General features: G+C 70.1%; 27 protein-coding genes and 3 tRNA genes. 19 read left to right on the top strand and 11 right to left on the bottom strand.

What is annotated here, in order from left to right; genetic code table 11:
• The first annotated feature begins 1 nt into the window (after position 1).
• From OG430_RS21240 to OG430_RS21225, 4 genes are all read left to right on the top strand, one after another.
• Positions 2-1588 (top strand): complex I subunit 4 family protein, encoded by a 1587-nt coding sequence (locus OG430_RS21240; protein ID WP_327354129.1) that lies wholly within the window; start codon positions 2-4, stop codon positions 1586-1588.
• Complete coding sequence (locus OG430_RS21235) at positions 1585-3153, top strand: NADH-quinone oxidoreductase subunit N (RefSeq protein WP_327354128.1); 1569 nt, start codon at positions 1585-1587, stop codon at positions 3151-3153. The genes OG430_RS21240 and OG430_RS21235 overlap by 4 nt, the downstream gene beginning before the upstream one ends.
• A 265-nt stretch (positions 3154-3418) precedes the next feature.
• A complete protein-coding gene (gene htpX / locus OG430_RS21230; RefSeq protein ID WP_327354127.1) occupies positions 3419-4279 on the top strand; it encodes a zinc metalloprotease HtpX in 861 nt (286 codons plus the stop codon).
• A complete protein-coding gene (locus OG430_RS21225; RefSeq protein ID WP_327354126.1) occupies positions 4276-4668 on the top strand; it encodes a YccF domain-containing protein in 393 nt (130 codons plus the stop codon). The genes htpX and OG430_RS21225 overlap by 4 nt, the downstream gene beginning before the upstream one ends.
• Here OG430_RS21225 and OG430_RS21220 read toward each other — a convergent pair.
• Positions 4665-5228 (bottom strand): GNAT family N-acetyltransferase, encoded by a 564-nt coding sequence (locus OG430_RS21220; protein WP_327354125.1) that lies wholly within the window; start codon positions 5226-5228, stop codon positions 4665-4667. The genes OG430_RS21225 and OG430_RS21220 overlap by 4 nt on opposite strands.
• A gap of 61 nt (positions 5229-5289) precedes the next feature.
• Positions 5290-6558: an APC family permease gene (locus OG430_RS21215; RefSeq protein WP_327354124.1), complete on the bottom strand. Its 1269-nt coding sequence runs from the start codon at positions 6556-6558 to the stop codon at positions 5290-5292.
• A 112-nt stretch (positions 6559-6670) separates the two neighbouring features.
• Here OG430_RS21215 and OG430_RS21210 point away from each other — a divergent pair, with 112 nt between their 5' ends.
• Positions 6671-6946, top strand: coding sequence for a GlsB/YeaQ/YmgE family stress response membrane protein (locus OG430_RS21210; RefSeq protein ID WP_327354123.1), 276 nt, complete (start codon positions 6671-6673; stop codon positions 6944-6946).
• Between the two features lie 152 nt (positions 6947-7098).
• Here the strand turns inward: OG430_RS21210 and OG430_RS21205 are convergent, their stop codons facing one another.
• The gene (locus OG430_RS21205; RefSeq protein WP_327354122.1) at positions 7099-7587 is read right to left on the bottom strand and encodes a YajQ family cyclic di-GMP-binding protein; all 489 of its coding nucleotides are present in this window, start codon (positions 7585-7587) and stop codon (positions 7099-7101) included.
• A gap of 196 nt (positions 7588-7783) precedes the next feature.
• Here OG430_RS21205 and OG430_RS21200 point away from each other — a divergent pair.
• Positions 7784-7865, top strand: a tRNA-Tyr gene (locus tag OG430_RS21200).
• 138 nt (positions 7866-8003) lie between these two features.
• On the opposite strand, the gene OG430_RS21195 is transcribed toward OG430_RS21200, so the two are convergent.
• On the bottom strand, positions 8004-8303 hold the full coding sequence (locus OG430_RS21195) for a hypothetical protein (protein WP_327354121.1): 300 nt from the start codon (positions 8301-8303) through the stop codon (positions 8004-8006).
• Here OG430_RS21195 and OG430_RS21190 point away from each other — a divergent pair.
• On the top strand, positions 8293-8709 hold the full coding sequence (locus tag OG430_RS21190) for a hypothetical protein (RefSeq protein ID WP_327354120.1): 417 nt from the start codon (positions 8293-8295) through the stop codon (positions 8707-8709). The two genes, OG430_RS21195 and OG430_RS21190, sit on opposite strands and share 11 nt — an antisense overlap.
• Positions 8710-8795: 86 nt before the next feature.
• Here the strand turns inward: OG430_RS21190 and OG430_RS21185 are convergent, their stop codons facing one another.
• The 3 genes from OG430_RS21185 to OG430_RS21175 form a co-directional block, all read right to left on the bottom strand.
• Positions 8796-9158, bottom strand: coding sequence for an SCO4225 family membrane protein (locus OG430_RS21185; RefSeq protein ID WP_327354119.1), 363 nt, complete (start codon positions 9156-9158; stop codon positions 8796-8798).
• A gap of 187 nt (positions 9159-9345) precedes the next feature.
• Positions 9346-9816, bottom strand: a complete 471-nt coding sequence (locus OG430_RS21180) for an ABA4-like family protein (protein ID WP_327354118.1) — start codon at positions 9814-9816, stop codon at positions 9346-9348.
• Entirely contained in the window at positions 9813-10949 is a 1137-nt protein-coding gene (locus OG430_RS21175; protein WP_442816530.1) for a hypothetical protein, read from the bottom strand. The genes OG430_RS21180 and OG430_RS21175 overlap by 4 nt, the downstream gene beginning before the upstream one ends.
• A 246-nt stretch (positions 10950-11195) precedes the next feature.
• Here OG430_RS21175 and OG430_RS21170 point away from each other — a divergent pair, with 246 nt between their 5' ends.
• Positions 11196-11843, top strand: a complete 648-nt coding sequence (locus OG430_RS21170; RefSeq protein ID WP_327354117.1) for a MerR family transcriptional regulator — start codon at positions 11196-11198, stop codon at positions 11841-11843.
• Positions 11844-12059: 216 nt separating this feature from the next.
• Here the strand turns inward: OG430_RS21170 and OG430_RS21165 are convergent, their stop codons facing one another.
• Positions 12060-12716 carry an SDR family oxidoreductase gene (locus OG430_RS21165; RefSeq protein ID WP_327354116.1) on the bottom strand — a complete coding sequence of 219 codons (657 nt, stop codon included), beginning with the start codon at positions 12714-12716 and terminating at the stop codon, positions 12060-12062.
• Between the two features lie 55 nt (positions 12717-12771).
• On the opposite strand from OG430_RS21165, the gene OG430_RS21160 reads away from it, so the two are divergent.
• Complete coding sequence (locus tag OG430_RS21160; RefSeq protein ID WP_327354115.1) at positions 12772-13869, top strand: hypothetical protein; 1098 nt, start codon at positions 12772-12774, stop codon at positions 13867-13869.
• Between the two features lie 93 nt (positions 13870-13962).
• Here OG430_RS21160 and OG430_RS21155 read toward each other — a convergent pair whose 3' ends face one another.
• On the bottom strand, positions 13963-15213 hold the full coding sequence (locus OG430_RS21155; protein WP_327354114.1) for an amidohydrolase family protein: 1251 nt from the start codon (positions 15211-15213) through the stop codon (positions 13963-13965).
• Positions 15214-15435: 222 nt separating this feature from the next.
• On the opposite strand from OG430_RS21155, the gene OG430_RS21150 reads away from it, so the two are divergent.
• The 8 genes from OG430_RS21150 to OG430_RS21115 all read left to right on the top strand — a co-directional run bounded on the left by OG430_RS21150 (position 15436) and on the right by OG430_RS21115 (position 20280).
• Positions 15436-15508: transfer RNA gene (locus tag OG430_RS21150), tRNA-Thr, on the top strand.
• A gap of 45 nt (positions 15509-15553) precedes the next feature.
• Positions 15554-15626: transfer RNA gene (locus OG430_RS21145), tRNA-Met, on the top strand.
• A 97-nt stretch (positions 15627-15723) separates the two neighbouring features.
• Positions 15724-15888, top strand: a complete 165-nt coding sequence (rpmG, locus tag OG430_RS21140) for a 50S ribosomal protein L33 (RefSeq protein ID WP_054217192.1) — start codon at positions 15724-15726, stop codon at positions 15886-15888.
• Between the two features lie 157 nt (positions 15889-16045).
• Complete coding sequence (locus OG430_RS21135; RefSeq protein WP_327354113.1) at positions 16046-16498, top strand: MaoC family dehydratase N-terminal domain-containing protein; 453 nt, start codon at positions 16046-16048, stop codon at positions 16496-16498.
• A 3-nt stretch (positions 16499-16501) separates the two neighbouring features.
• Positions 16502-16936 carry a MaoC family dehydratase gene (locus tag OG430_RS21130; protein ID WP_327354112.1) on the top strand — a complete coding sequence of 145 codons (435 nt, stop codon included), beginning with the start codon at positions 16502-16504 and terminating at the stop codon, positions 16934-16936.
• A 98-nt stretch (positions 16937-17034) separates the two neighbouring features.
• Entirely contained in the window at positions 17035-17592 is a 558-nt protein-coding gene (locus tag OG430_RS21125; RefSeq protein ID WP_327354111.1) for a TetR/AcrR family transcriptional regulator, read from the top strand.
• Between the two features lie 99 nt (positions 17593-17691).
• Positions 17692-19143, top strand: coding sequence for an MFS transporter (locus OG430_RS21120; RefSeq protein ID WP_327354110.1), 1452 nt, complete (start codon positions 17692-17694; stop codon positions 19141-19143).
• 15 nt (positions 19144-19158) lie between these two features.
• Positions 19159-20280 carry a UDP-N-acetylmuramate dehydrogenase gene (locus OG430_RS21115; RefSeq protein ID WP_327354109.1) on the top strand — a complete coding sequence of 374 codons (1122 nt, stop codon included), beginning with the start codon at positions 19159-19161 and terminating at the stop codon, positions 20278-20280.
• A gap of 68 nt (positions 20281-20348) precedes the next feature.
• On the opposite strand, the gene OG430_RS21110 is transcribed toward OG430_RS21115, so the two are convergent.
• Positions 20349-20990, bottom strand: coding sequence for an NAD(P)-dependent oxidoreductase (locus tag OG430_RS21110; protein ID WP_327354108.1), 642 nt, complete (start codon positions 20988-20990; stop codon positions 20349-20351).
• Positions 20991-21075: 85 nt separating this feature from the next.
• On the opposite strand from OG430_RS21110, the gene OG430_RS21105 reads away from it, so the two are divergent.
• Both OG430_RS21105 and OG430_RS21100 read left to right on the top strand, forming a co-directional pair.
• Complete coding sequence (locus OG430_RS21105; RefSeq protein ID WP_327354107.1) at positions 21076-21681, top strand: TetR/AcrR family transcriptional regulator; 606 nt, start codon at positions 21076-21078, stop codon at positions 21679-21681.
• A gap of 65 nt (positions 21682-21746) precedes the next feature.
• A complete protein-coding gene (locus OG430_RS21100) occupies positions 21747-22460 on the top strand; it encodes a hypothetical protein (protein WP_327354106.1) in 714 nt (237 codons plus the stop codon).
• Here OG430_RS21100 and OG430_RS21095 read toward each other — a convergent pair.
• Complete coding sequence (locus OG430_RS21095; protein ID WP_327354105.1) at positions 22405-23433, bottom strand: adenosine deaminase; 1029 nt, start codon at positions 23431-23433, stop codon at positions 22405-22407. The genes OG430_RS21100 and OG430_RS21095 overlap by 56 nt on opposite strands.
• Positions 23434-23468: the final 35 nt, after the last annotated feature.

Here is a 23468-nt window from a genome sequence, read left to right as displayed (position 1 = left end):
CGTGATCGATATCAACGACACCGTCATGCAGTTCCTCCTCGCCTTCGTCGTGGCAGCCCCGCTCCTCGGCGCGGCCGCCGCCCTGCTCCCGGCCCCGCCCGGACTCAGGGGCAAGTCACCGGACCAGGCGGTCCTGCGGCACGGCGTCACCGTCACAGGCGCCGTGCTCCTGGCCGCGCTCGCCCTCGCGGCCGGCTTCGATCACGACGAGCCGGCGCGTATGCAGGCCACGACCGACATCAGCTGGATCCCGGCGCTCGACGTGCGCATCCACCTCGGCATCGACGGCATCTCGCTCCCCCTCCTCGTACTGACCGCGCTCCTGACGTTCCTCTGCGCGCTCTACAGCTACTTCAAAATGCCTGCGGGCCCGTCTCCCAAGGCATTTGTGGCGCTGGTGCTCGTCCTCGAGTCCGGCACCCTCGCGACCTTCGCCGTCCTCGATCTGCTGCTGTTCTTCCTGGCGTTCGAGATGGTGCTCATCCCGATGTACTTCCTCATCGTGCGGTGGGGCGGTGCCCAACGCACTCAAGCCGCCTGGAAGTTCATCCTCTTCACCCTGCTCGGCTCCGTCGTGATGCTGCTGGGCCTCCTCCTCATCGGCGTGAAGTCCGGCACATTCGACATGCTGGCACTCGCCACTGACAACGGCCGTGGGCTGACCACATCCGTGCAGGTCATCGCCGTTCTGGCGATCGGGATCGGCCTCGCGGTCAAGACCCCGATGTGGCCGCTGCACAGCTGGCTCCCGGACGCCCACACCGCCGCGCCCACCGTCGGCTCGGTCCTGCTCGCCGGTGTCATGCTCAAGATGGGCACGTACGGGTTCGTCCGCATCCTGCTCCCGATCACCCCTGACGGAATGCGGGAGTTCGCGCCCTACCTCGCTGCCTTCGCCGTGGTCGGCATCATCTACGGATCGCTCGCCTGCCTGTCCCTGGCCCGTCAGGGCGCGAAGGGCGACCTCAAGCGCCTCATCGCGTACTCCTCGGTCGGCCACATGGGCTTCGTGCTCCTCGGCATCGCCACGATGACCCCCACCGGCGTGAACGGCGCGCTGTTCGCCAACATCGCCCACGGCCTCATCACCGGCCTGCTCTTCTTCCTGGTCGGCGCCCTCAAGGACCGTACGGGCTCCACCGACCTGGACGCCCTCGCCGGCCGGACCGGCCACGCCCTGTACGGCAAGGCCCCCCGCTTCGGCGGCCTGCTCGCCTTCGGCGCCGTCGCCTCGCTCGGACTGCCCGGACTCGCCGGATTCTGGGGCGAGATGCTCGCCCTGTTCGGCGCGTTCAAGCCCGCAGAGGGCCTGAGCCGCCCCGCCTTCCTGACCTTCATGGCGATTGCGGCCTTCGGCACGCTGCTCACGGCCGCGTACATGCTCATCGTCGTACGCCGTGTCTGCATGGGCGGGAATCCCCCCGAGGACACAGGGCCGCAACCACAGCAGCTCGACGTCCAGAGCTACGAGTTCGCCGCCTGGACCCCCCTCGTCGCCCTCACCGTCCTCGCCGGACTCTGGCCCGCGCTGCTGCTCGGCCTCACCGACCCGGCCGTGCAGCAGCTCCTCGCAGGAGGCAAGGCATGACCACCGCCGCCGAAAGCCTCGGAAGTCTCGTCCAGTCCGTCGACTGGCTCGCGATCGCGCCGCCCACCATCGCCGCGGTCGTCGCGCTGATCGTCCTGGTGGCCGACCTGTTCGTCCGCGAGGCCAACAAGACGCTGCTCGCCTGGATTTCGGTGGCGGGCCTCGCCGCTGCCTCGCTCGCACTCCTGCCGCTCCTCGACGGCGACCGCGCCACCTTCTGCCTGACCGGTGACAAGGGCGTCTGCAGCTACACCGCCGACCGCTTCACCCTGGTCATCCAGTTCCTGGTCCTCGCGGGAGCGCTGCTCACCGCCCTGCTGTCGATCAGCCCCTTGAAGGACAGCAGGAGCGGCCGGGACAACACCCAACTCCCCGAAGGGGAGTTCTGGTTCCTGCTGCTGTCCTCCGCCGCGGGCGCCGCCCTGCTCCCGGCCTCCCGCGACCTGGCCACCCTCGTCGTCGCCCTGGAGGTCGCCTCCCTGCCGGCCTTCGCACTCGTCGGCCTCAAGCGCGGCGACCGGCGCTCCTCCGAAGCGGCCCTGAAGTTCTTCCTGTCCTCGGTCACCGCGACCGCCGTGACCCTCCTGGGCGTCAGCTTCGTCTACGCGTCGACCGGCAGCCTGCACCTCACCGAGATCGCCCACGCGCCCGTGGACGGCGAACTCACGACTCTCATGCACGCCGGAGTCGCCCTCACCCTCGTCGGCTTCGCCTTCAAGACGGCCGCCGTCCCCTTCCACTTCTGGGTGCCGGACACCTACATCGGCGCGCCCCTGCCGGTCGCCGCCTACCTCTCCGTCGTCGGCAAGGCGGTCGGTTTCACCGGCCTCATCCTGGTGACCGTTGTCGCCTTCCCGTCGTACGCAGATGTCTGGGGCCCCGCGCTCGCCGTACTCGCCGCCCTCACCATGACCGCCGGCAATGTCGCCGCCCTGCGACAGAGCGCCACGCGCGCGTACAGCGCGGTCCGCCTGCTCGCCTGGTCCTCAGTCGGCCAGGCCGGCTACCTCCTGGTGCCGATCGCCTCGGCCGCGTACGCCGACAGCGGTGCCGACGCCGAGAAGGCCATCGGCTCCACGGTCGCGTACGCCCTGATGTACGCGGCGGTGAACCTCGGCGCCTTCGCCGTGGCCGCCCTGGTCGCCCGCAGCCGCCCGCAGAACCGCCTCAGCGACTACCGCGGCCTGTACGCCACCAGCCCCTTCGGGGCCCTCGCCCTGGCCTTCTTCCTGCTCTGCCTGGCCGGCCTGCCGCCGGGCATCATCGGCCTCTTCGCGAAGGTCACGGTCTTCTCGGCGGCTGTCGACGCGGGCCTCGGCTGGCTCGCGGTCGTCATGGCCCTCAACGTCGTGATCGCGCTCTATTACTACCTGCGGTGGACCGCGCTGCTCTTCCGCGGCGCCGAGGACACCCACGAGGCCGCCCCCGAAGGCGCACAGCCCCAGCACGCCGCGCCCGTGCCCCGCCCCCTCACCGCGGCCATCGCCCTGACCGCCGTGCTCGCCATCGCCCTGTCCGGCGCCCCGCAACTGGTGCTGCGCTTCTCCGCCACCGCCCTCTTCTGACGGCCCCGCCCGCTCTCCTCGGTCGGCCCCGCCCGCCCTCCACCGGCACCCCGCTCACCCTGTTCCGACGGCCACGCGCGCGTACGCCCCGCCCGCCTGGCCCTGAACCCGCTCACCCGCACGGCCGAGCCCGGCCCGAGCGCGCACAAGGGAACTAGCTCTCCTCGCCTCGCGTTGACCAGGTAGGGAGGGTCCACTGGAGAGTGGAAACCAGGAGGCAGCTGCTCATAGGGGCTTCCCCGCCGCACCACCAGGAGGGCGTACCGTGCACGGCCGAAACAACGGGTTGAAGACCGCCCTGCTCCTCGGGGGACTGTCCGCGCTCATCCTTGTCATCGGCAGCTTCTTCGGGCGTGGCGGCCTGATCATCGCGCTGCTCGTGGCCCTCGCCACCAACGCGTATGCGTACTGGAACAGCGACAAGCTCGCCCTGAAGGCCATGCGCGCCCGCCCGGTGAGCGAATTCGAGGCTCCCGAGCTCTACCGCATGGTCCGCGAACTCTCCACCCAGGCCCGCCAGCCCATGCCCCGCCTCTACATCTCGCCCACCGAGGCGCCGAACGCCTTCGCCACGGGCCGCAATCCGCGCAACGCCGCGGTCTGCTGCACGGAAGGCATCCTGCGCATCCTGGACGAGCGCGAACTGCGCGGCGTCATCGGCCACGAGCTCAGCCATGTCTACAACCGGGACATCCTGATCTCCTCGGTCGCCGGCGCCCTCGCCTCAGTGATCATGTTCCTGGTCAACTTCGCCTGGCTCATCCCGAGCGGCAACAACAACCGTGAAGGCCCCGGCATCTTCGGCATGCTGCTGATCATGATCCTGGGCCCGATGGCGGCCTCCGTGATCCGCCTCGCGATCAGCCGCTCCAGGGAGTACGAGGCCGACGCGTCCGGCGCCCAGCTCACCGGCGACCCGCTCGCCCTCGCCAGCGCGCTGCGCAAGCTCGACGCGGGCACCAAGCAGTTGCCGCTGCCGCCGGAGCCGAAGATCGAGGCGGCCAGCCACATGATGATCGCGAACCCCTTCCGCCCGGGGCAGGGCATGTCCAAGATGTTCTCGACGCATCCGCCGATGGCGGACCGGATCGCCCGACTCGAGCAGATGGCAGGTCGCCAGCAGTGAAGACAATTCTCAACGTCATATGGCTCGTCCTGAGCGGCTTCTGGCTGTTCCTGGGCTACCTGCTCGCGGGCGTGATCCTCTGCATCACGATCATCGGCATCCCCTTCGGGATAGCGGCGTTCCGCATCGGCGTGTACGCCCTGTGGCCCTTCGGCTATACGACAGTTGAGCGCAGGGACGCCGGCGCACCCTCCTGCGTCGGCAACGTCCTGTGGCTGATCCTCGCGGGCTGGTGGCTCGCGCTCGCCCACATCGTCACGGGTGTCCTGCAGTGCGTCACGATCATCGGCATCCCGCTGGGCATCGCCAACTTCAAGCTGATCCCGGTGTCGTTGATGCCGCTGGGCCGCGAAATCGTGCGTACGGACCAGCCGTTCGCCGCTCGTTAGTCCCTGGAACCGGCAGGGTCGGCACCCCAGTCGGGCGCGAGCACGGACCAGATCTCCGTGTCCTGCCGTACGCCCCGGTAGAGGTCGTTCTCGCGCAGCACACCGTCGCAGCTCATGCCGAGCCGCTTGGCCACCTTGATGCTCGGCGTGTTCTCGGACGCCACATGCCACTCCACGCGGTGCATCCCCCGCTCGCGGATCGCCCAGTCGATGATGACGCGCACCGCGCGCGTGACGAGGCCGCGTCCGGCAGCCGCCGGCTCCAGCCAGCAGCCGGCCTCGCAGGTGCCCGCGGCCGCGTCGAAGACCCGGAAGAGGACGCCGCCGACCAGGGTTCCGTCGAGCCAGATGCCGTACAGCCGACCGGCGTCGGCGGCGGTCTTGTCGGCGTACACCTGAAGCCACTTCCGCGCGGAGTCCAGGTCGGCGGTGACGTCCGGGAGCCCGACGTACTGGCCGATGAACTCGCGACCGCGGTCCATGTGGGCGAGGAACTCCTCGGCCTGCCAGGGCTCCAGCGGCCGCAGCTCGGCTCCGTCACCCAGGGATATCGCGAACATTCTCATCCTCCACAGCGGCCGTACGCGGTCCCAGGATCCTCGCACGACGCTTGAGCACCGCCTATCCCTTATGGCCTCCGGCCCACCGCCGCCCCCAGTAGACCCCCGCGCCCACCACCAGCACTCCTGCCCCGGCGACGACCGACCCGACCGGCAGCGCGCAGGCAAGGACCAGGCACCCCACGAACCCGACCACCGGCACCACCCGTCGCACCCCCGAACCCAGCGTCCACGCCGAGGCGTTGGCGATCGAGTAGTACGCGAGGACGCCGAAGGACGAGAACCCGATGGCCCCGCGCACATCGACCGTCAGGGCGAGCACCGCCACCACCGCACCCACCACGAGCTCGGCCCGGTGCGGCACCCGGGAACGAGGATGCACGGCCGCCAGCGCCCCCGGCAGATGCCGGTCCCGCGCCATGGCCAACGTCGTCCGAGACACCCCGAGAATCAGCGCGAGCAGCGACCCGAGCGCCGCCACCGCGGCCCCCACCCGCACCACCGGCACCAGCGCCGGCACCCCCGCGGCCCGTACCGCGTCCGCCAGTGGAGCCGCGGCATTCGCGAGCCCATCGGCCCCAAGTACCGCAAGGACGGCCACGGTCACGCCCGCGTACACCACCAACGCGATCCCGAGCGCCACCGGAATCGCCCGCGGAATGGTCCGCGCCGGATCCCGTACCTCCTCGCCGAGCGTCGCGATCCGGGCGTACCCCGCGAAGGCGAAGAACAGCAGCCCGGCGGCACCGAGCACCCCGCTCACGCCCCCCGATCCCCCCGCCTGTTCCCCGAGCCCCAACCGCCCGAAGTCCGCGCCCTGCGCCCCCACACAGGCGACTACCACCGCGGCCAGCACCGCGAGCACCACCACGACGATCGCCCGCGTCAGCCAGGCCGCCTTCTGCACCCCGGCAAGGTTCACGGCGGTGAGCGCCACCACGGCCCCGACCGCCACCGCATGCGCCTGCCCCGGCCACGCGTACGCCCCCACGGTGAGCGCCATCGCCGCACACGAGGCCGTCTTCCCGACGACGAACGCCCAGCCGGCCAGATACCCCCAGAACTCCCCGAGCCGCTCCCGCCCATAGACGTACGTGCCGCCCGAGGCCGGATGGATCGCGGCAAGCCGAGCCGAGGACATCGCATTGCAGTACGCCACCACGGCGGCCACCACGAGACCCCCGAGCAGCCACGACCCGGCCGCCCCCGCCGCGGGACCGAGGGCGGCGAAGATCCCCGCACCCACCATCGACCCGAGCCCGATGACGACCGCGTCGAAGACCCCGAGTGTCCGCCGCAACTCCTGCGGCATCCCCGTCCCCTGTGTCATACGCCGCACCCTAACGATCGCCGCAACCGCGTTGTGCCCCGCCGGCGTCTTCCCCCACAAGACCGCAAAACGGGAAATTCGCGAAACAGGAACCCCGGGAAAGAAGGGCAGCATGGGCATCCTCAGCTGGATCATCCTTGGACTTCTCGCCGGAGGGATCGCCAAGTTCCTGCTGCCCGGACGTGACCCGGGCGGCTTCATCGGCACGACCGTCATCGGCATCGCGGGCGCCTTCGTCGGCGGCTGGCTCTCGGCCCGCTTCCTCGACCGCCCGATAGCCAACGACTTCTACGACGGGGCGACCTGGGCCGCCGCGATCGGCGGCTCCCTGGTCCTGCTGATCGCGTACCGGCTGCTCTTCGGCAACTCGCGCTCGCGCTCGCGCTGATCGCTGATCGCAAGCGCAGGAAGGGCCGGCACCCTCGGGTGTCGGCCCTTCCTGCGCTTGCGAGATGTACGGCACGTACGAGACGTACGGCACGACAAGTCAGCCGCGTACGACCAACAGGCGCGCGAACGAACGCGCCGACAAACGCATCCTCACCGGTAGTTCACGAACTGCAGCGCGAAGTCGAAGTCCTGCCCCTTGAGCAGCGCCTGCACGGCCTGCAGGTCGTCCCGGCTTTTCGAGCTGACCCGCAGCTCCTCGCCCTGCACCTGGGCCTTGACGCCCTTGGGGCCCTCATCGCGGATGATCTTCGCGACCTTCTTCGCGTTCTCCTGCGTGATCCCCTCCTTGACCTCGGCGAAGATCTTGTACTCCTTGCCGGAGATCTGCGGCTCGCCCGTCTCCAGCGCCTTCAGCGAGATCCCGCGCTTGACGAGCTTGGACTGGAAGACGTCGAGGATCGCCTTGACGCGCTCCTCGGAGTTCGCCTCCATCAGGATCTTCTCGCCGGACCAGGCGATCGAGGCGCCGACGTTCTTGAAGTCGTAGCGCTGCGAGATCTCCTTGCCGGCCTGGTTGAGGGCGTTGTCGACCTCCTGCCGCTCGACCTTCGAGACGATGTCGAAACTGGAGTCGGCCATGTCCTGTGGCTCCTTGTATCGGGTGGGCATACATCAACGGGATGTGCGACCGGTGCCCCCGGCCGCACCCGCAAAGCCTAGCCACCCAGCACCCGACCGGGTGCTGATCAATCGAGTGGCGAAGCACCCCCGGGCATCAGGTATCGTTTACGTCGTTGCCACGGAGCAGCCCAGAGCGGCTCCAGGCAGCAAACCCGGCGGTGTGCCCGAGCGGCCAAAGGGAGCAGACTGTAAATCTGCCGGCTCAGCCTTCCCAGGTTCGAATCCTGGCGCCGCCACATGAAGGTAAACCCCCTCCGAACTGCGGAAACGTAGATCGGAGGGGGTTTCTTCGTATGCGCACGAGACCTCTCGAAGAGGCGCGGAGCCAGGTGACTTGGCTCGCCGCGCGGGAGATGCGGGAGATGCGGGAGCGGTCAGGACGCAGAGCGGACGACCCTCGTCGGGGCAACGTACGCCTCCTTGATCTCAAGGAAATTCGCCAGTCTGGCGTCACGAGTTAACTGGCTTTGACCTGCAACTTTCTGTGAACTGGACGCCTCGCCCCCTTCCTCGCGATGACTATGGCGCCATGAAGGCTCGCCATGGCGCCACAAATGTGCCATGATGAAGCCACGGAAACGGAGCCGGCCGACCAGCACCGCGAAGGCCGACACCGCGAAGCGAAGACCAGTAACCGAAGCAGATTCAAAGGAGCCTTCAGCCATGTCGATCACCTCGATCACCCTTACCGACCAGGACAAGCTCACCCTCCGTACCGGCGCCTGGGGCGCGGTCTCGCTGATGTCGGCTGCCGGTGCGGCCGGTTCGGCCCACAAGGTGGCCACCCACGGATCCATCGCGCTGACTTCCGCGACCGGCCTGGTCGGGCATGTGCTCACCAAGGCGCCCAAGGGCGTGAAGTGGGGCAAGTCCACGGCCGACCTGGCCGACCAGGTACTGCCGGCCCTGACGGCGGCGATGAGCCTGCTGAAGGCGCAGGATGCGGCCGAGGCGGACAACTTCCGCAGCACGATCACCGTCGCCATCGAGGCATCCGCCCGGAGTGGCAAGGGTCAGCCCAGCCCCACCATGGCCGAGATGGCCCGCAAGATCACCGAGGCCCTCGACGCCGCCAAGTGAGGGGCGCTCGCGACCGATCGAGAGTGGTGACCGGTTCGCGATCGATCAGGAAGCGGCCGGTTCGGGTTCGATCACGAGGTGTTCGATCAGGAGGTGGCGGGCGCGGTCCCTACGCCCCGCCGCCTCCATGCGAACCGGCCGAGAAGCACGGCGTTGACCAGCCCGGACAGTCCCATGCCGACGGCGAGGATCGACGGACTCAGCCAGGCGGGCGAGGAGTACTCCGCAGGTATCGACACCAGGAGCGCGAGGAAGCTGAACGGCGCCGTGGCCGCCAACGGGTAGGCGCCGGAGAGCCCCGGGTCCGGCCCCACGTACCAGGCGCCCAGGAAGAACCCCAGCGACACCGCGACGACCGCGAGATATCCGCGCGAGAGCCAGTTGTCCACCGCGGGCGCCAGCAACTGGCGCAGGTGCGGGAGGCGGCGCGGGCGGGAGGTGTTGGGCATGGGGATTCCTTCGAGTCGGTCCGGAGACGGTCACCGGTTCGGTGATCCCCACAGTGGACCGGCCGGTGCGCCCGGACATGAGTACAGGTACTCACCGGCAGGGCCCGCAGCACCTACGTCGCTGGTCACAGGGCCAGGCGCGCTGCAGACGCGCTACTTGGCCGCGGGGCCTGCCCACCCCTGCCAACTAGGCCACCGACCCCACCCGTACGCTCCTCTCCCGTGCCCTCCCCACCCGCACGCTCCTCTCCCGCGCCATCCGCAGCACCAGAAAAATCAGCAACGCGAACGGCGAAAGCAGGATCGTCAGGACCAGCAGCGGCCCCATGACCAGCGGATGGATGGTGAGCCGCCGCGCCTCGAGGTACATCCACTGCCCCAGCAGCAGATCCCAGGCGATCACCTGCGCCCAGACCGCCCCCGCACCGTCGGCGAGCGCCGTCAGCTCACGGAACCCGTCGAGGTCCGGGCTGCGGACCGCGGCCCACAGCTCGGGCAGAACGGGCGCCGCGAGGGCGAGATAGACGGCGAGTACGGGCACGACGGTCAGCGGCGACGCGGCGACCCGGGCCGTGACCCGCCACCGCGGCGCGAAGATCATGAGCAGCCAGACCGGCGCGGCCAGCCAGAAGGAGAGCTGGAACAGAAAGCCGGTCACGCCACCATCTCCGCCTGGTTGCCGCCTACTTGGCCGGCGCCTTCGGCATCCACCGGGCCGACACCTTCGCCGCCCACCGGGCCCGCGCCTTCGCCGCCCACCGGGCCCGCGCCTTCGCCGCCCACTGCGAAGGCACCTTCATCGCCCACCGGGCCGGCGCCCTCGTGGCCCGCCCGACCAGGGCCAACAAGTCCTGGGTGCCCGGAAGTCGACCTCCGTACCGCCACCCACGCCCCGACGACCGCCCCGACGGCGACCACCCCTGTGACCCCGAGAGTCATGCCGTCGGGCCGCAGCAGCGGCTGACCGCGCAGCGCCTGCCAGGTGAGGAGGGCGAAGGTGGCGGCGTACGTCGCCGAAGCGACCTGCACCAGACGCAACCGGACGCCCCCGTCGCGCAGTCGGGGCAGCCGCGGCGCGAGAGCCGCGAGCACCATGACGGCCAGCGGCAGCAACTGCAGCGCATGCATGCCGAAGAAGTGCGGGATGCGCAGATCGCCGCCGGTCGTCGACCAGCCCGTCAGCGGCATGGCGGGGCCGCCGTCCGGCACGCCCACGCTGTGTGCGCCCACCACCTTGGAACCCTCGCGCTGCTGCCCCGGCGCGGGCTGCGTCATCAGGAAGCCGACGGCCGCCCCGGCCAGGGCGAGCGCGATGCCGGACCGCATCGCCCAGGCGGACGCACGGTCGGTGATCCGGGTGCGCAGCAGCAGAACGGCGATGACAAGAGTGGCCAGCCACAGCGCGACGATGCTGACGGCCATGGTGTTGAACAGCGCGTCGTCCAGGGGGGTTTCGTGGTTGAAGTGACTGCGCCTGCCGCGTATCACCTGCCCCACGATGATCACCATCTCGATGGTGCTGGTCACCGCCACGACGGTGCCCGCCCGTCGGCTCACGCGCTGCCTCCGGCCGGGCGGGAACAGCGACAGCAGCCAGGCGAGCGAGAGTGCGTACGCGACGAGCGACACCGCGAACTTGAAGGGCTTGAACCAGATCGGCGAGCCGACGAGGACCCGGTCGTCCACGACCAGCCCGCCGGCGCTGACCAGGGCCAGCACCACCATCGCCGCGGCACACACGAGCAGCGGGCGATGCCAGTCGCGCCACGGCTGCCACACGCGCGGCCGCAAGGAAGCCGCACCCGTCGAATCCCCGCTCGCTCCCGGGCCCTCCTGCTGCCCTGACTGCCCAGCCCCTTCCGGCTGTTCCGGCCGCCCTGACTGCTCGGGTCGCCCCACCTGCGTTGAAGACATGCCTGGCTCACACCCTCCCCTAGAGATGGATAGCGGATAGATCTGCTATCTGGCAGTGTCACTATCTATGATGGGTGACGCCCTGGCAAGGGCGTGCAGGCGAGATCAAGGAGTGAACAGGCCATGCGCATCGCGGAGTTGAGCCGCAGCACCGGGGTCCCGGTGCCGACGATCAAGTACTACGTCCGCGAGGGCCTGCTGCCGCCCGGCGAGCTCTCCAGCCCCAACCAGGCCCAGTACTCGGAGTCCCACGCACGCAGGCTCCGCCTGATCCGCGCCCTGCTCGACGTCGGCGGCCTCAAGGTGGCCGCCATCGCGGAGGTCCTGCGCGCCGTGGACGACGCGGACCGCCCGCTGCACAAGGTCCTTGGCGAGGCCGCCTCCCGGCTCGCCGCGCAGCACGCCGAGCACGACGACAAGGAGGAGGCCGAGGCGAAGGCCGCTGTCGCGGATCTGCTCGCCCGGCGCGGCTGGCGCACCAACGAGTCCAACCCCGCCGCGCAGGACCTCGCGCGCGCCCTCGCCTCGATGGACCGCCTCGGGCACGGCGGGTTCCGGGAAGTCCTCGACGAGTACGCCGACGCCGCAGAGCGCGTGGCCCACGCCGACCTCGACTATGTGGGCCGCAAGGCGGCGGTCGAGGACCTGGTGGAGAGCGTGGTCATCGGGACGGTGCTGGGGGAGGCCGTCTTCAACGCGATGCGCAGACTGGCCCATGTGGACGCTTCGGCCCGCGTGTTCGGAGCGGGCGGCAACGACGCCGCACAGTGACGAAACCCCCTCCGCGCCGCACAAGCACAAGCAGCCTGGAGGGGGGTTCCCTCACGCCTTACGGGGGCTTCTTCAGGCCGTACGTCGCCCAAGGGGCCCGAGCCTCAGTTCCGAGCCTTGAACCTCAGCGCAGAACCTCGGTCCGGAACCCGCAGAACCTAGGCACGGAACCCGCAGAACCTCGGTCCGGAACCCGCAGAACCTCGGCACGGAGCCTCAGTTCCCCGCCACATCCTTCACAGCCACCGCGACCGGCGTGGACCCGCTGATCAGCTCCAGCGTCAGCCCGGCCGTCCCCGGCGCCTCCACCAGCTCCGCGAGCACCGCCGCCACGTCGTCGCGCGAAATCGGCCCACGGCCCGTGGAGGCCTCCAGACGCACCAGCCCCTCCCCGGCGTCGTCGGTCAGCATGCCGGGCCGCAGAATCGTCCATTCCAGGCCGCTCCGGCCCCGTACGTACTCATCGGCCTCGCCCTTGGCCCGCAGATACGAGTCGAAGATCTCGTCGCCCTTGTGCGCCGGATCGGCGCCCATCGACGAGACCACCACATAGCGCCGCACCCCGGCCCGCTCCGCGGCGTCGGCGAACAGCACCGCCGCACCCCGGTCCACCGTGTCCTTGCGCCCGACGCTGCTGCCCGGCCCCGCACCCGCCGCGAAGACGGCGGCCCCGGCGCCCTGCAGATGGGCCGCGACCTCCTCGACCGAGGCCGACTCCAGGTCGCACAGAACCGGCTCCGCCCCGGCTTTCCGCAGGTCGTCGCCCTGCGCAGGGTTGCGGATCAGGCCCGCGACCTCGTATCCGCGCGCGGCGAGCAGACGCTCCAGCCGCAGCGCGATCTGACCGTGTCCTCCAGCGATGACAATGCGCATCTTTCGACCGTACGCCCGGCCGGCCGCCCGCGCCGTGCAACCCTGTGCCCCTGTCGTGGGTCTCCTGGATGTTCATCTTCACGAGGAGCCTGCTATCACCGCCATACGCAAGACCGCCATACGCACCACCCTGACCGCGAGCTGCTGCGCCGCAGCTCTGCTCGGCACCGTCACCGCCTGCGGCACGGTCGAGAACATCACCGCCGGCAAGAAGGTGGAGCGTGCGGTCGACAAGCTCGCTGAACAGCGCTCACTGTCCTTCGAGTTGAGCCTGGACGCGGACCCGGACGTCCTCGACGAGCTCATGGCCGACAGCGCGGGCGACACCCCGCCGGGGGAGGGCCCGCCGCCCGGCTTCGCGGACTTCCTGAGCGACGCCCGCATCAGCGTCTCGGTCCAGTCGAAGAAGCCCCTCTCCGCATCGTCCGAGAAGGACATCGTCGGTACGTCGATGAGCATTGCCGGTGCCGACGGCGAACTGGTCGAGTACCGCCTGGTCGGCGACACCGCCTACTTCCGCGCGGACACGGCCGCCGTCGGCAAGGCCATGGGCTTCCCGATGCCGACCGCGGACCAGCTTCCCAAGGAGGCCGCGCCGCTGAAGGCCGCGCTCGAGGGCAAGTGGGTCAAGATCGACCAAGCCGCCCTGGAAGAGGCCCAGAAGGACGCGGGCGAGCCGGAGGCGAAGCCGTCCCTCGACGCCAAGACCGAGCGCAAGCTCACGAGGGCCCTCAAGAGCGTCATCGCCCGCGAGGTCACCTTCAAGGACAAGGGCAGCAAGGACGGCGTCGACCACGTCACCGCCAAGGCCAACGCCCGCGACCTGCTGACCGGCATCTTCGACAAGCTCGGCCCGCTGACCGACGAACTGCCGCCCGGCGCCGAACTGCCCACGGCCAAGGACTTCAAGGACGTTCCCGACAAGAAGATCGCCATCGACTTCGCGGTCAAGAACGACGCCCTGGACGCCATCACCTTCGACCTGGCGCAGCTCGCCGGCAAGTCGGACGGCCTGAAGAAGGGCACCAAGCTCCCGCTCTCCGTGAAGTTCGGCGAGGGCAAGAAGGTCACGGCCCCGGCCGGCGCCACCGAGCTCGATCTGGGCCTGCTGATGGGGATGTCCCCGCTGGGGTACTCCGCACTCGAAGGCTGACCCCCGACTCACCGTCAGGCACGCGCGCGTAGCGGCACATCGACCACCACGCGCGCGTGCCGGCACGCGAGTTGAGCCGCGCACCGACCGGACTCAGGACGGCTCGGTCCCCTTGGCGCGCCCCTGCCGCGGCAGATCGAGCGCCACCGCGACGGCCGAGTCGCAGTACTCGCGCACCGCACTGGTCCGCGCCACCACCCGCCCCCGGTGCACCACGATCCGGCTGTACGCGAGCGACAGGGCCCCCGCGAGCCGGTCACCGCGCACGGCGAGCAACTCGGCCGGGAAGCCCGCCTCCACGCGCACCTCCGGCAGCCCCATGGTCTCCCGCGCCCCCGCACTGATCGCCTCGTACGCGTCCGTGGCGTCGAGCCCGTGCTGCGCGGCCAGCAGATACGCGGCCTCCAGCGGATCCCCGCGCCCCACCGGCTTCGCCACGTCCCGCAGCGCCCCGCTGCCCGCCGCGACCCGCACCCCGGCCGCCCGCAGCAGCCGGACCGGCGCCGCGTCGGCCCCGCGCCGCTCGATCCCCCCGCAGTCGCCCTGCGGCAGGCAGACCACCGAGACCCCGGCGGCAGCGAGCCCTTCGGCCGTACGCGCCGCCACCGCACCCGGCACCTTCCCGAGCCCTCCGCACGGCCCCACCGTCACCCCGGGCCGCAGTCCTCCGGCCATGGCCGCGAGCCGCGAGAGCCGGGCCGGGTCGGCGCCGTCCGTGTGCAGGTCCACGGGGCAGCCGTGCTCGGCGGCGATCTCCAGGACCGCCTCGACGTACCCCGTCGGGTCCGGGTCCAGATCGGGACAGCCGCCCACCACGGAGGCGCCCATCTTCACGGCGTCCCGCAGCATCGCGAGCCCGTCGGCGCCCGCTGTCCCGGTGAGCAGCCGCGGCACCGCGACGGCCGTGAGCTCGGCAAGGCCGCGCAGCGACCTCCGGGCCTGCAGCACCGCCTCCATCGCGCCGAGCCCCTGTACATCGCCCACCCTGACGTGCGTACGCAACGACGTGGCCCCGTGCCCGAGTTGCAGCAGGGCGGCCTCGGTGGTGCGGCGCTGGACGTCCTGGGCGTCGTACGAGACCGGCCCCTCGCTGTCCGCGGTCAGCGCCGTGTCGCTGTGCGCGTGCGGTTCGGCGGGAGCGGGGAGCAGCAGATAGCCGGCGAGGTCCACGCGCGCGGCGTGCGCGGTGAGACTGCCCGCCGTGCCGACCGCCTCGATGCGCCCACGGCCGAGGCGGACGTCCACGGTCCTGCCGTCGGTGAGCTTCGCGCCGCAGAGCAGGAGCGAGGCCGTGTCCTCGGCGGCGCCATCGCGGTGCGGCTGCTGCGGCTGGCTGTCGGGCATCGCGCTCCAGGAGGGGGCTCGGGCCAAAGGGCTCGGGGCGGGCAAGATCACGCAGCGTGCACCGAGCCTAGGGCGCCGCTCGGCCTGCTTCGAGGAGGAGCCGAATAGTCGTACCGGTGTGGTGCGCTACGGGGCGTGAGACGGCCGCCGGGACGTGTGAGGTCTGCGCTCCGATAAGGATTTGGGCGATCGGCGAGCGACCGTGTAATGTCTTCCTCGCTCGCCCCAATAGCTCAGTCGGTAGAGCGTCTCCATGGTAAGGAGAAGGTCTGCGGTTCGATTCCGCATTGGGGCTCTGATGTGCGGCAACCTCGCCTTCGGGTGAGGGAGCTCGCATCAAAGCGGTGTAGCTCAGTCGGTAGAGCAAGCGGCTCATAATCGCTGTGTCACCGGTTCAAGTCCGGTCACCGCTACTGACAGTAGCCGATTGTGGGGTCGGTCCTCCGATCGGCTACTCTTTTATGCGTTCATCCGTTTTATCCGTCCATTTGTCCGTCAAGGAGCACTCACGTGGCTGCCACCGACGTCCGCCCGAAGATCACGCTGGCCTGCGTGGAGTGCAAGGAGCGGAACTACATCACCAAGAAGAACCGGCGTAATGACCCGGATCGTCTTGAGCTGAAGAAGCACTGCCCGCGCTGCAAGGCGCACACCGCGCACCGCGAAACGCGCTAAAACAGGCTCGTACACGAGGCCGTCCCCTTCTCGGGGGCGGCCTCGTGTCGTTTTCCGATCTTTGCCGATCCGGTCTTCGCGACCTGATCTTTGCCGATCTGACCTTCGGCGACGTGCTCGCCGAACACCGAATCCGTTTGCAGGAGGTGCCGAGCCCATGGCGCTCGACCAGTCCTTCGTGGGGCGGTCCTACCCGCCCACCGACCCCTATGAGGTCGGCCGGGAAAAGATCCGCGAATTCGCCGAGGCGGTCCGCGACTCCCACCCCGCCTACACCGACCAGGAAGCGGCCAAGGCGCTCGGGCACCCCGATGTGATCGCCCCGCCCACTTTTGTGTTCGCAATCACATTCAAGGCCGCCGGACAGGTCATCGAGGACCCTCAGCTCGGCCTGGACTACAGCCGCGTCGTGCACGGCGACCAGAAGTTCGCGTACAACCGCCCGGTGCGCGCGGGCGACCGGCTCACCGTCACCTCGACCATCGAGGCGATCAAGTCGCTCGCGGGTAACGACATCCTGGACATCCGCGGCGAGGTCCACGACGAGTCGGGCGAGCACGTCGTGACCGCCTGGACGAAGCTCGTGTCCCGCGCGCCAGAGGAGGCCTGACGGATGACTGCGAAGATCCAGTACGCGGACGTCGAGGTCGGCACCGAGCTGCCGGCCCAGACCTTCCCCGTGACTCGCGCCATGCTGGTGCAGTACGCGGGCGCCTCCGGTGACTTCAACCCGATCCACTGGAACGAGAAGTTCGCCAAGGAGGTCGGCCTGCCCGACGTCATCGCCCACGGCATGTTCACCATGGCCGAGGCGATCCGCGTCGTGACCGACTGGGCGGGCGACCCGGGCGCGATCGCCGAATACGGCGTGCGCTTCACCAAGCCGGTCGTCGTCCCGAACGACGACCAGGGCGCGACCATCGAGGTCAGCGGCAAAGTCGCCGTCAAGCTCGACGACGAGGCCCGCACGGTGCGCGTCGACCTCGTGGCGATGAGCGCGGGCCAGAAGGTGCTCGGCATGTCCCGTGCCGTCGTACGTCTGGCCTGAACGCGGCATGTAGTCCTGAACGCAGTAAGGAGCGCCCGCAGTTGCGGGCGCTCCTTACTGCTTGACGTAGGTAGTGATTGGCCACTAACTTACTGCCCATGGCAAGGATGAGTGCAGAGGAGCGGCGCGAGAGCGTCATCCGTGCGGCGATGGTGGAGTTCGCCAAGGGCGGCTACAACGGCACCTCGACCGAGGTGATCGCCAAGCGGGTCGGCGTCTCGCAGCCGTACCTCTTCCGTCTCTTCCCGAGCAAGCGGGCCATCTTCCTTGCCGCGTCCGGACGTTGCTGTGAGCAGATCACCGAGGTCTTCAGGAAGGCATCCGAAGGGCTCGAAGGGGAAGCGGCCCTGCACTCCATGGGGGAGGCCTACCAGGCGCTCATCGCGGACGACCCGGGCATGCTGCTCATGCAGATGCAGATGTACGTCGCCGTGTCCTCCGCGGAGGTCGCGGGGGATCGCGAATTCGGCGAGGCGCTGCGCGCGGGCTGGATGGAGATGTACGACGTGGTGCGCCTTGCGCTGGGAGCGGACGTCTCGGAGACGACCCAGTTCCTTGCGTACGGGATGCTCATCAACGTCCTGGTCTCGATGGGTTTCCGGCCCGACCATCGGGTGTGGACCGGCTTCTACGAGTCGGGGCAGCCCAAGAGTTGAGCGGCCCCGGGTGTCGGCCGTGTGTGGAGCAGGGGTTTGGGGCGGGGTTTCTTGCGCCCGCAGAAGTTAGTGACCAATAACTAATCTCAAGGGGAAGCAATGTCACAGCAGACCGCACGCGGCGGGGGAGCCGGCTGGGCCCTTGCCATCACGAGTGTCGCCGGCTTCATGGCGGCGCTCGACAACCTGGTCGTCACCACCGCCCTGCCGTCCATCGGCAAGGACATAGGCGGCGGCCTGGAAGACCTCGAGTGGACGGTGAACGCCTACACCCTGACCTTCGCCGTCCTGCTGATGTTCGGCGCCGCACTGGGGGACAGGTTCGGCCGGCGCAAGCTCTTCCTCACCGGCCTGACGATCTTCACCGGAGCCTCTGCCGCCGCCGCGCTCGCGCCCGGCATTGATGAACTGATCGCCGCCCGCGCGGTCCAGGGCGTCGGCGCCGCGATCATGATGCCGCTGACCCTCACCCTGCTCACCGCGGCCGTCCCGCCCGCCAAGCGCGGCATGGCACTCGGCATCTTCAGCGCGGTCACCGGGCTCGCCGTGGCCAGTGGCCCGCTCATCGGCGGCAGCCTGACCGAGCACATCGCGTGGGAGTGGATCTTCTGGGTCAACGTCCCGGTCGGCCTGGCCCTGCTGCCCCTCGCCCGCCTGCGCCTCAAGGAGTCGTACGCCCCGGGCGCCCGCCTCGACGTGCGCGGCACGCTCCTCATCAGCGGCGGCCTCTTCGGCATCGTCTACGCCCTGGTCAGCGCCAACGTGCACGGCTGGACAAGTGCCCGGGTCCTCACCGGCCTGATCGTGGGCAGCGCGCTGGTGGGCGGTTTCATCCACCACGGCTTCCGCAGCAAGCAGCCCGTCCTGCCCATGCGCCTCTTCCGCAGCCGTGCCTTCTTCGGGATCAACATCGCGAGCCTGCTGATGTTCCTCGGGATGTTCGGCTCGATCTTCCTGCTCGGTCAGTTCCTGCAGCGCGGGCTCGGCTACTCGCCGACCGAGGCGGGCCTCAGGATGCTCCCGTGGACCGGCATGCCGTTGCTCGTCGCACCCGTCGCCGGATACCTGGCGGACCGGATCGGCGGCCGCCCGGTGGTCATCACGGGCCTCGCGCTCCAGGCCGTGGGCCTCGGCTGGTTCGCACTCGTCCTCTCTCCGGATGTGTCGTACGCGGCCCAGCTGCCGGCCCTCGTCATCGGCGGCGTCGGCATGGCGCTGTACTTCGCCCCGGCCGCACACCTGGTCATGGGCAGCGTCCGGCCCGCCGAGCAGGGGATCGCGTCCGGCGCCAACAGCGCGCTGCGCGAGGTCGGCGGAGCCCTCGGCGTCGCGGTGCTTGCCTCGGTCTTCTCGGCCAACGGCGGCTTCGAGTCGCCGCAGGCCTTCAGCGACGGCACCGTGCCCGCCCTGTGGATAGGCGCGGGAGCCGTCGCCCTGGCCGCCCTGGTGGCCGCGCTGATCCCGCGCCGCAGCAAGGCCACGGAGACCCCCGAACCCTCCGTGACGGCGTCCGCCGAGCCCGCCGGTGACCAGGTGCCCGCGGCCGTCTGAGCCGGGCGCACCCAGGTGTCGTACGCAGGCGGTCCGTGGCCCCTCCGAGCGGGAGGGGCCACGGACCGTACCCTTGAGCGCGTGCAGGAACTCCACGAAGCCCCCCTCGCCCCGCTGACCACCTTCCGGCTCGGCGGCCCCGCCGACCGCCTGATCACCGCGGAGACCGACGCGGAGGTGGTCGCCGCCGTCCGCGAGGCCGACGCCGCGGGCACTCCGCTCCTGGTCATCGGTGGCGGCAGCAACCTGGTCATCGGCGACAAGGGCTTCGCCGGTACGGCCCTGCGCATCGCCACGACCGGTTTCGAACTCGAAGGTACGCGGCTGGAGTTGGCGGCCGGCGAGGTCTGGACCGACGCCGTCGCGCGCACGGTCGAGGCCGGGCTCGCGGGCATCGAGTGCCTGGCCGGCATCCCCGGCTCGGCCGGTGCGACACCGATCCAGAACGTGGGCGCGTACGGCCAGGAAGTCTCCTCGACGATCGCCGAAGTGATCGCGTACGACCGGAAGACCGCCGAGACGGTCACGATTCCGAACGCCGAGTGCGCCTTCTCGTACCGCCACAGCCGCTTCAAGGCCGATCCCGACCGCTATGTGGTCCTGCGCGTCCGCTTCCAACTGGAGGACGCAGGCGGCCTGAGTGCCCCCCTGAAGTACCTGGAGACGGCCCGCGCCCTCGGCGTCGGGGCGGGCGACCGGGTGCCCCTGCAAAAGGCCCGCGAGACCGTGCTGAAGCTGCGCTCCGGCAAGGGGATGGTCCTCGATCCCGAGGACCACGACACCTGGTCGGCCGGGTCGTTCTTCACCAACCCGATGCTCACCGAAGACGAGTTCGCCGCCTTCCACGCGCGCGTGCACGAGCGTCTCGGCCCGGACGTCACCCCGCCCGCCTATCCGGCGGGGGAGGGGCTGACCAAGACCTCCGCGGCCTGGCTGATCGACAAGGCCGGCTTCACCAAGGGGTACGGCGCCGGCCCCGCCCGCATCTCCACCAAGCACACCCTCGCCCTCACCAACCGCGGCGCTGCCACCACCGAGGACCTCCTCGCGCTGGCCCGAGAGGTGGTCGCGGGCGTCCACGAGGCCTTCGGGGTCACGCTGGTCAACGAGCCCGTGACGGTGGGCGTCGAGCTCTAGGCGCCGTCGCCAGGCGGCTGTCAGAGCAGGCGGCTGTCAGCACGTGAGGCTGTCGGCGCACGCGGTCTTCAGTACGCGACGCCGACGGCCTGCTTCACGGTCGCCGGATCGTCGATCATCGCCAGCATCGCGTGCGCCACATCGGCCCGTCCGATCGTCCGCGCGCTGCGCGGATTGCGGCCGATCTCCGTGCGGTACGTGCCCGTGAGCGGCTTGTCCACCAGCTTCGGCGGCCGCACGGAGGTCCAGTCCGTCGCGCTGCGGGCCAGGTCGTCCTCCATCGCCCTCAGGTCGACGTAGACCGGCTTGAGCACCCTGCTGACCACCGCCGTCATCAACCGGTCGACGAGCGGCTCGCGTTGCGCCCCAGGGGCGGCCAGCGGGGCGGCGCTCACCACGAGGAGCCGGCGCACCCCCTCCGCGTCCATCGCCCGCAGCACCGGCAGGGTCAGGCGAGCCGCGATTCCCTCCCGCGCGTCCTGCACCTTGCGCGCCCCGAGCCCCGAGAGCACCGCGTCCTGCCCGGCCACCGCAGGCCGCAGTGCCTCCGGGTCCGACAGATCGGCCCGGAACACCTCGAGCCCCTCGCCCGTGACGGTGAACCGTGCGGGGTCCCGTACCACCGCCGTGACCTGGTGGCCCGCCTGCAGTGCCTGCCGGACGACCTCCTGGCCGATGCCTCCTGTAGCGCCGAAAACTGTGATCCTCATTGCGCACCTCCATGGTGGGTGAGTATTCACTCACCACTAGAGTGAGTAAACGCTCACCCACTCGTCAAGGTTGCTTGGAGCACACATGCAGAAACCGGCCAGGACCCGGATCCTCGACGCAGCCCACCACTTGATGCTGAGCGTCGGCCTGGCCCGCGCCACCACGAAGGTCATCGCCAAGGAGGCAGGCTGCTCGGAGGCGGCGCTCTACAAGCACTTCGTGAGCAAGGAAGAGCTCTTCGTCACCGTCCTGATGGAGCGGCTGCCCAAGCTGACTCCGCTGCTCCAAGGCCTCGCACACGATCCGGACGCCGGTAACCGCACGGTCGAGGAGAACCTCGTCGAGATCGCCCGGGAGGCGGCGCTCTTCTACGAACAGAGCTTCCCGATCGCCGCCTCCTTGTACGCGGAAACCCAGCTCAAGAGCCGCCACGAAGCGGCCATGCGGGAGATGGGTACCGGCCCGCACATGCCGATCCGGGGCCTCGACATCTATCTGCGCATGGAGCGGGACGCCAGCCGCATCAGCCCCGACACCGACACCTTCGCGGCGGCCTCCCTGCTGCTCGGCGCCTGTGCCCAGCGCGCCTTCGCCTATGACGCCGCAGGTCCCTTCCCGCCACCCCCCGTCGACGAGTTCGCGGCGTCCCTGGTCAGGACCCTGCTCGCCGGGATCGCGACACGGAAATGACGTTGCGGGCAGACCCTTGCCCCGCGCACCCTGGACGCCATGACATCACCTGACCGGATGCCCAAATGCAGCTGAAGGCCCACGAGTTCAGGCCGCGCACCGGCCCGCACACGTACCGGATCATCCAGCCCCGCCACCCACTGCGCCACACGACCCTCAACGACCCGCTGCGCTCCTGGTGGGGCTACCTCCAGGGCGACCACGACGGCCTGTCCAGGCTCGCGGCCCTGTTCTCGTTCGCCGCGTTCTCCCGGCACACGATCGTGCACATCCCGCTGCGCGAGGGCCCGCCGAGGGAGTTCTTCCCCGACAGCCCGGTCGACCTTGTCCTCGCCCACCACACCCTGGGCCTGCGCCCCTCCGCCTGGCCCGGCCTGCGCCGCACACTGCGCCAGGGCGCCCCGCTGACCGTCCGTACGAACGAACAGCGCACCGCCGCCCACGCGGCCGCCTGGGAGGCCCGCAGCGCGCGCCAAGACGCCCGGGACTGGCTGCGCCCGGCCACTCACGCGCGCACCCTGTTCCTCTTCGGCAGCCGCGACGTCTTCGCCTCCGCGTCCACACAGTTCGAGTACGCCGCCGGATTCGGCCCTCGTCACAAGCGGGTCGCCGAGGGCCACGACGCGCTGGCGGCCTCACTCAGCCCCCAGCTGGCCCCTGAATACCGGCGGCATCACAACGAACTGGACATCGGCTTCCGGGCCTATCCGCCCTTCCACCACTTCAGGCTTCCGGGCCGCCCAGCCAGTCGTCGACCCCGGACAGCAGCTTCGCCTTGACGTCCTCCGGCGCCGCCGACCCGCGCACCGACTGCCGCGCCAGCTCGGCCAGTTCGGTGTCCGAGAACCCGTGGTACCTGCGCGCGATCTCGTACTGAGCGGCAAGGCGGGACCCGAACAACAGCGGGTCGTCGGCCCCGAGCGCCATCGGCACCCCGGCGTCCCACAAGGTCCGCAGCGGCACGTCCTCGGGCTTCTCGTACACCCCGAGCGCCACGTTGGAGGCAGGGCACACCTCGCAGGTGACGCCCCGCTCGGCCAGCTTCCGCAGCAGCCGCGGATCCTCCGCGGCGCGCACGCCGTGCCCGATCCGTGCCGCGTGCAGATCGTCCATGCAGTCCCGCACCGAGGCCGGCCCGGTCAGCTCCCCGCCGTGCGGCGCCGCGAGCAGCCCGCCCTCGCGCGCGATCGCGAAGGCCCGGTCGAAGTCCCTCGCCAGACCCCGTCGTTCGTCGTTGGAGAGCCCGAAGCCGACGATGCCCCGATCCGCGTACCGCACCGCGAGCCGCGCCAGCGTCCGCGCGTCCAGCGGATGCTTCATCCGGTTCGCGGCGACAAGCACCCGCATTCCCAGCCCGGTCTCCCGCTGAGCGGTGTCCACGGCATCGAGGATGATCTCGAGCGCCGGAATCAGCCCGCCCAGCCTGGGCGCGTACGACGTCGGATCGACCTGGATCTCCAGCCACCCGGACCCGTCCCGCAGATCCTCCTCGGCAGCCTCCCTGACCAGCCGCTGGATGTCCTCGGGCGCCCGCAGGCAGGACCGCGCCATGTCGTACAGCCGCTGGAACCGGAACCACCCGCGCTCATCGGTCGCCCGCAGCTTCGGCGGCTCCCCGCCGGTCAGCGCCTCGGGCAGATGAACGCCGTACTTGTCGGCGAGTTCCAGCAGGGTCGTGGGCCGCATCGACCCGGTGAAGTGCAGATGCAGATGGGCCTTCGGCAGGTCTCGTACGTCCCGTACACGCTCCATCCCAAGATCCTGCCGTACGCATACGTCGTCCCGGA

The sequence above is a fragment of the Streptomyces sp. NBC_01304 genome (assembly GCF_035975855.1).
Classification (GTDB): domain Bacteria; phylum Actinomycetota; class Actinomycetes; order Streptomycetales; family Streptomycetaceae; genus Streptomyces.
Note: the sequence above shows the minus strand (reverse complement) of the source record. Positions and strands in the feature narration are given on the sequence as shown.

What these genes read in the sequence shown, in the direction of transcription:
- OG430_RS21235 (WP_327354128.1), top strand. Translation starts at nt 1,585, where the DNA reads ATGACCACCGCCGCCGAAAGCCTCGGAAGTCTCGTCCAGTCCGTCGAC.
- OG430_RS21220 (WP_327354125.1), bottom strand. Translation starts at nt 5,228, where the DNA reads ATGTTCGCGATATCCCTGGGTGACGGAGCCGAGCTGCGGCCGCTGGAG.
- OG430_RS21215 (WP_327354124.1), bottom strand. Translation starts at nt 6,558, where the DNA reads ATGACACAGGGGACGGGGATGCCGCAGGAGTTGCGGCGGACACTCGGG.
- OG430_RS21210 (WP_327354123.1), top strand. Translation starts at nt 6,671, where the DNA reads ATGGGCATCCTCAGCTGGATCATCCTTGGACTTCTCGCCGGAGGGATC.
- OG430_RS21205 (WP_327354122.1), bottom strand. Translation starts at nt 7,587, where the DNA reads ATGGCCGACTCCAGTTTCGACATCGTCTCGAAGGTCGAGCGGCAGGAG.
- OG430_RS21190 (WP_327354120.1), top strand. Translation starts at nt 8,293, where the DNA reads ATGTCGATCACCTCGATCACCCTTACCGACCAGGACAAGCTCACCCTC.
- OG430_RS21185 (WP_327354119.1), bottom strand. Translation starts at nt 9,158, where the DNA reads ATGCCCAACACCTCCCGCCCGCGCCGCCTCCCGCACCTGCGCCAGTTG.
- OG430_RS21170 (WP_327354117.1), top strand. Translation starts at nt 11,196, where the DNA reads ATGCGCATCGCGGAGTTGAGCCGCAGCACCGGGGTCCCGGTGCCGACG.
- OG430_RS21165 (WP_327354116.1), bottom strand. Translation starts at nt 12,716, where the DNA reads ATGCGCATTGTCATCGCTGGAGGACACGGTCAGATCGCGCTGCGGCTG.
- OG430_RS21155 (WP_327354114.1), bottom strand. Translation starts at nt 15,213, where the DNA reads ATGCCCGACAGCCAGCCGCAGCAGCCGCACCGCGATGGCGCCGCCGAG.
- OG430_RS21135 (WP_327354113.1), top strand. Translation starts at nt 16,046, where the DNA reads ATGGCGCTCGACCAGTCCTTCGTGGGGCGGTCCTACCCGCCCACCGAC.
- OG430_RS21130 (WP_327354112.1), top strand. Translation starts at nt 16,502, where the DNA reads ATGACTGCGAAGATCCAGTACGCGGACGTCGAGGTCGGCACCGAGCTG.
- OG430_RS21125 (WP_327354111.1), top strand. Translation starts at nt 17,035, where the DNA reads ATGGCAAGGATGAGTGCAGAGGAGCGGCGCGAGAGCGTCATCCGTGCG.
- OG430_RS21120 (WP_327354110.1), top strand. Translation starts at nt 17,692, where the DNA reads ATGTCACAGCAGACCGCACGCGGCGGGGGAGCCGGCTGGGCCCTTGCC.
- OG430_RS21110 (WP_327354108.1), bottom strand. Translation starts at nt 20,990, where the DNA reads ATGAGGATCACAGTTTTCGGCGCTACAGGAGGCATCGGCCAGGAGGTC.
- OG430_RS21105 (WP_327354107.1), top strand. Translation starts at nt 21,076, where the DNA reads ATGCAGAAACCGGCCAGGACCCGGATCCTCGACGCAGCCCACCACTTG.
- OG430_RS21100 (WP_327354106.1), top strand. Translation starts at nt 21,747, where the DNA reads ATGCAGCTGAAGGCCCACGAGTTCAGGCCGCGCACCGGCCCGCACACG.
- OG430_RS21095 (WP_327354105.1), bottom strand. Translation starts at nt 23,433, where the DNA reads ATGGAGCGTGTACGGGACGTACGAGACCTGCCGAAGGCCCATCTGCAT.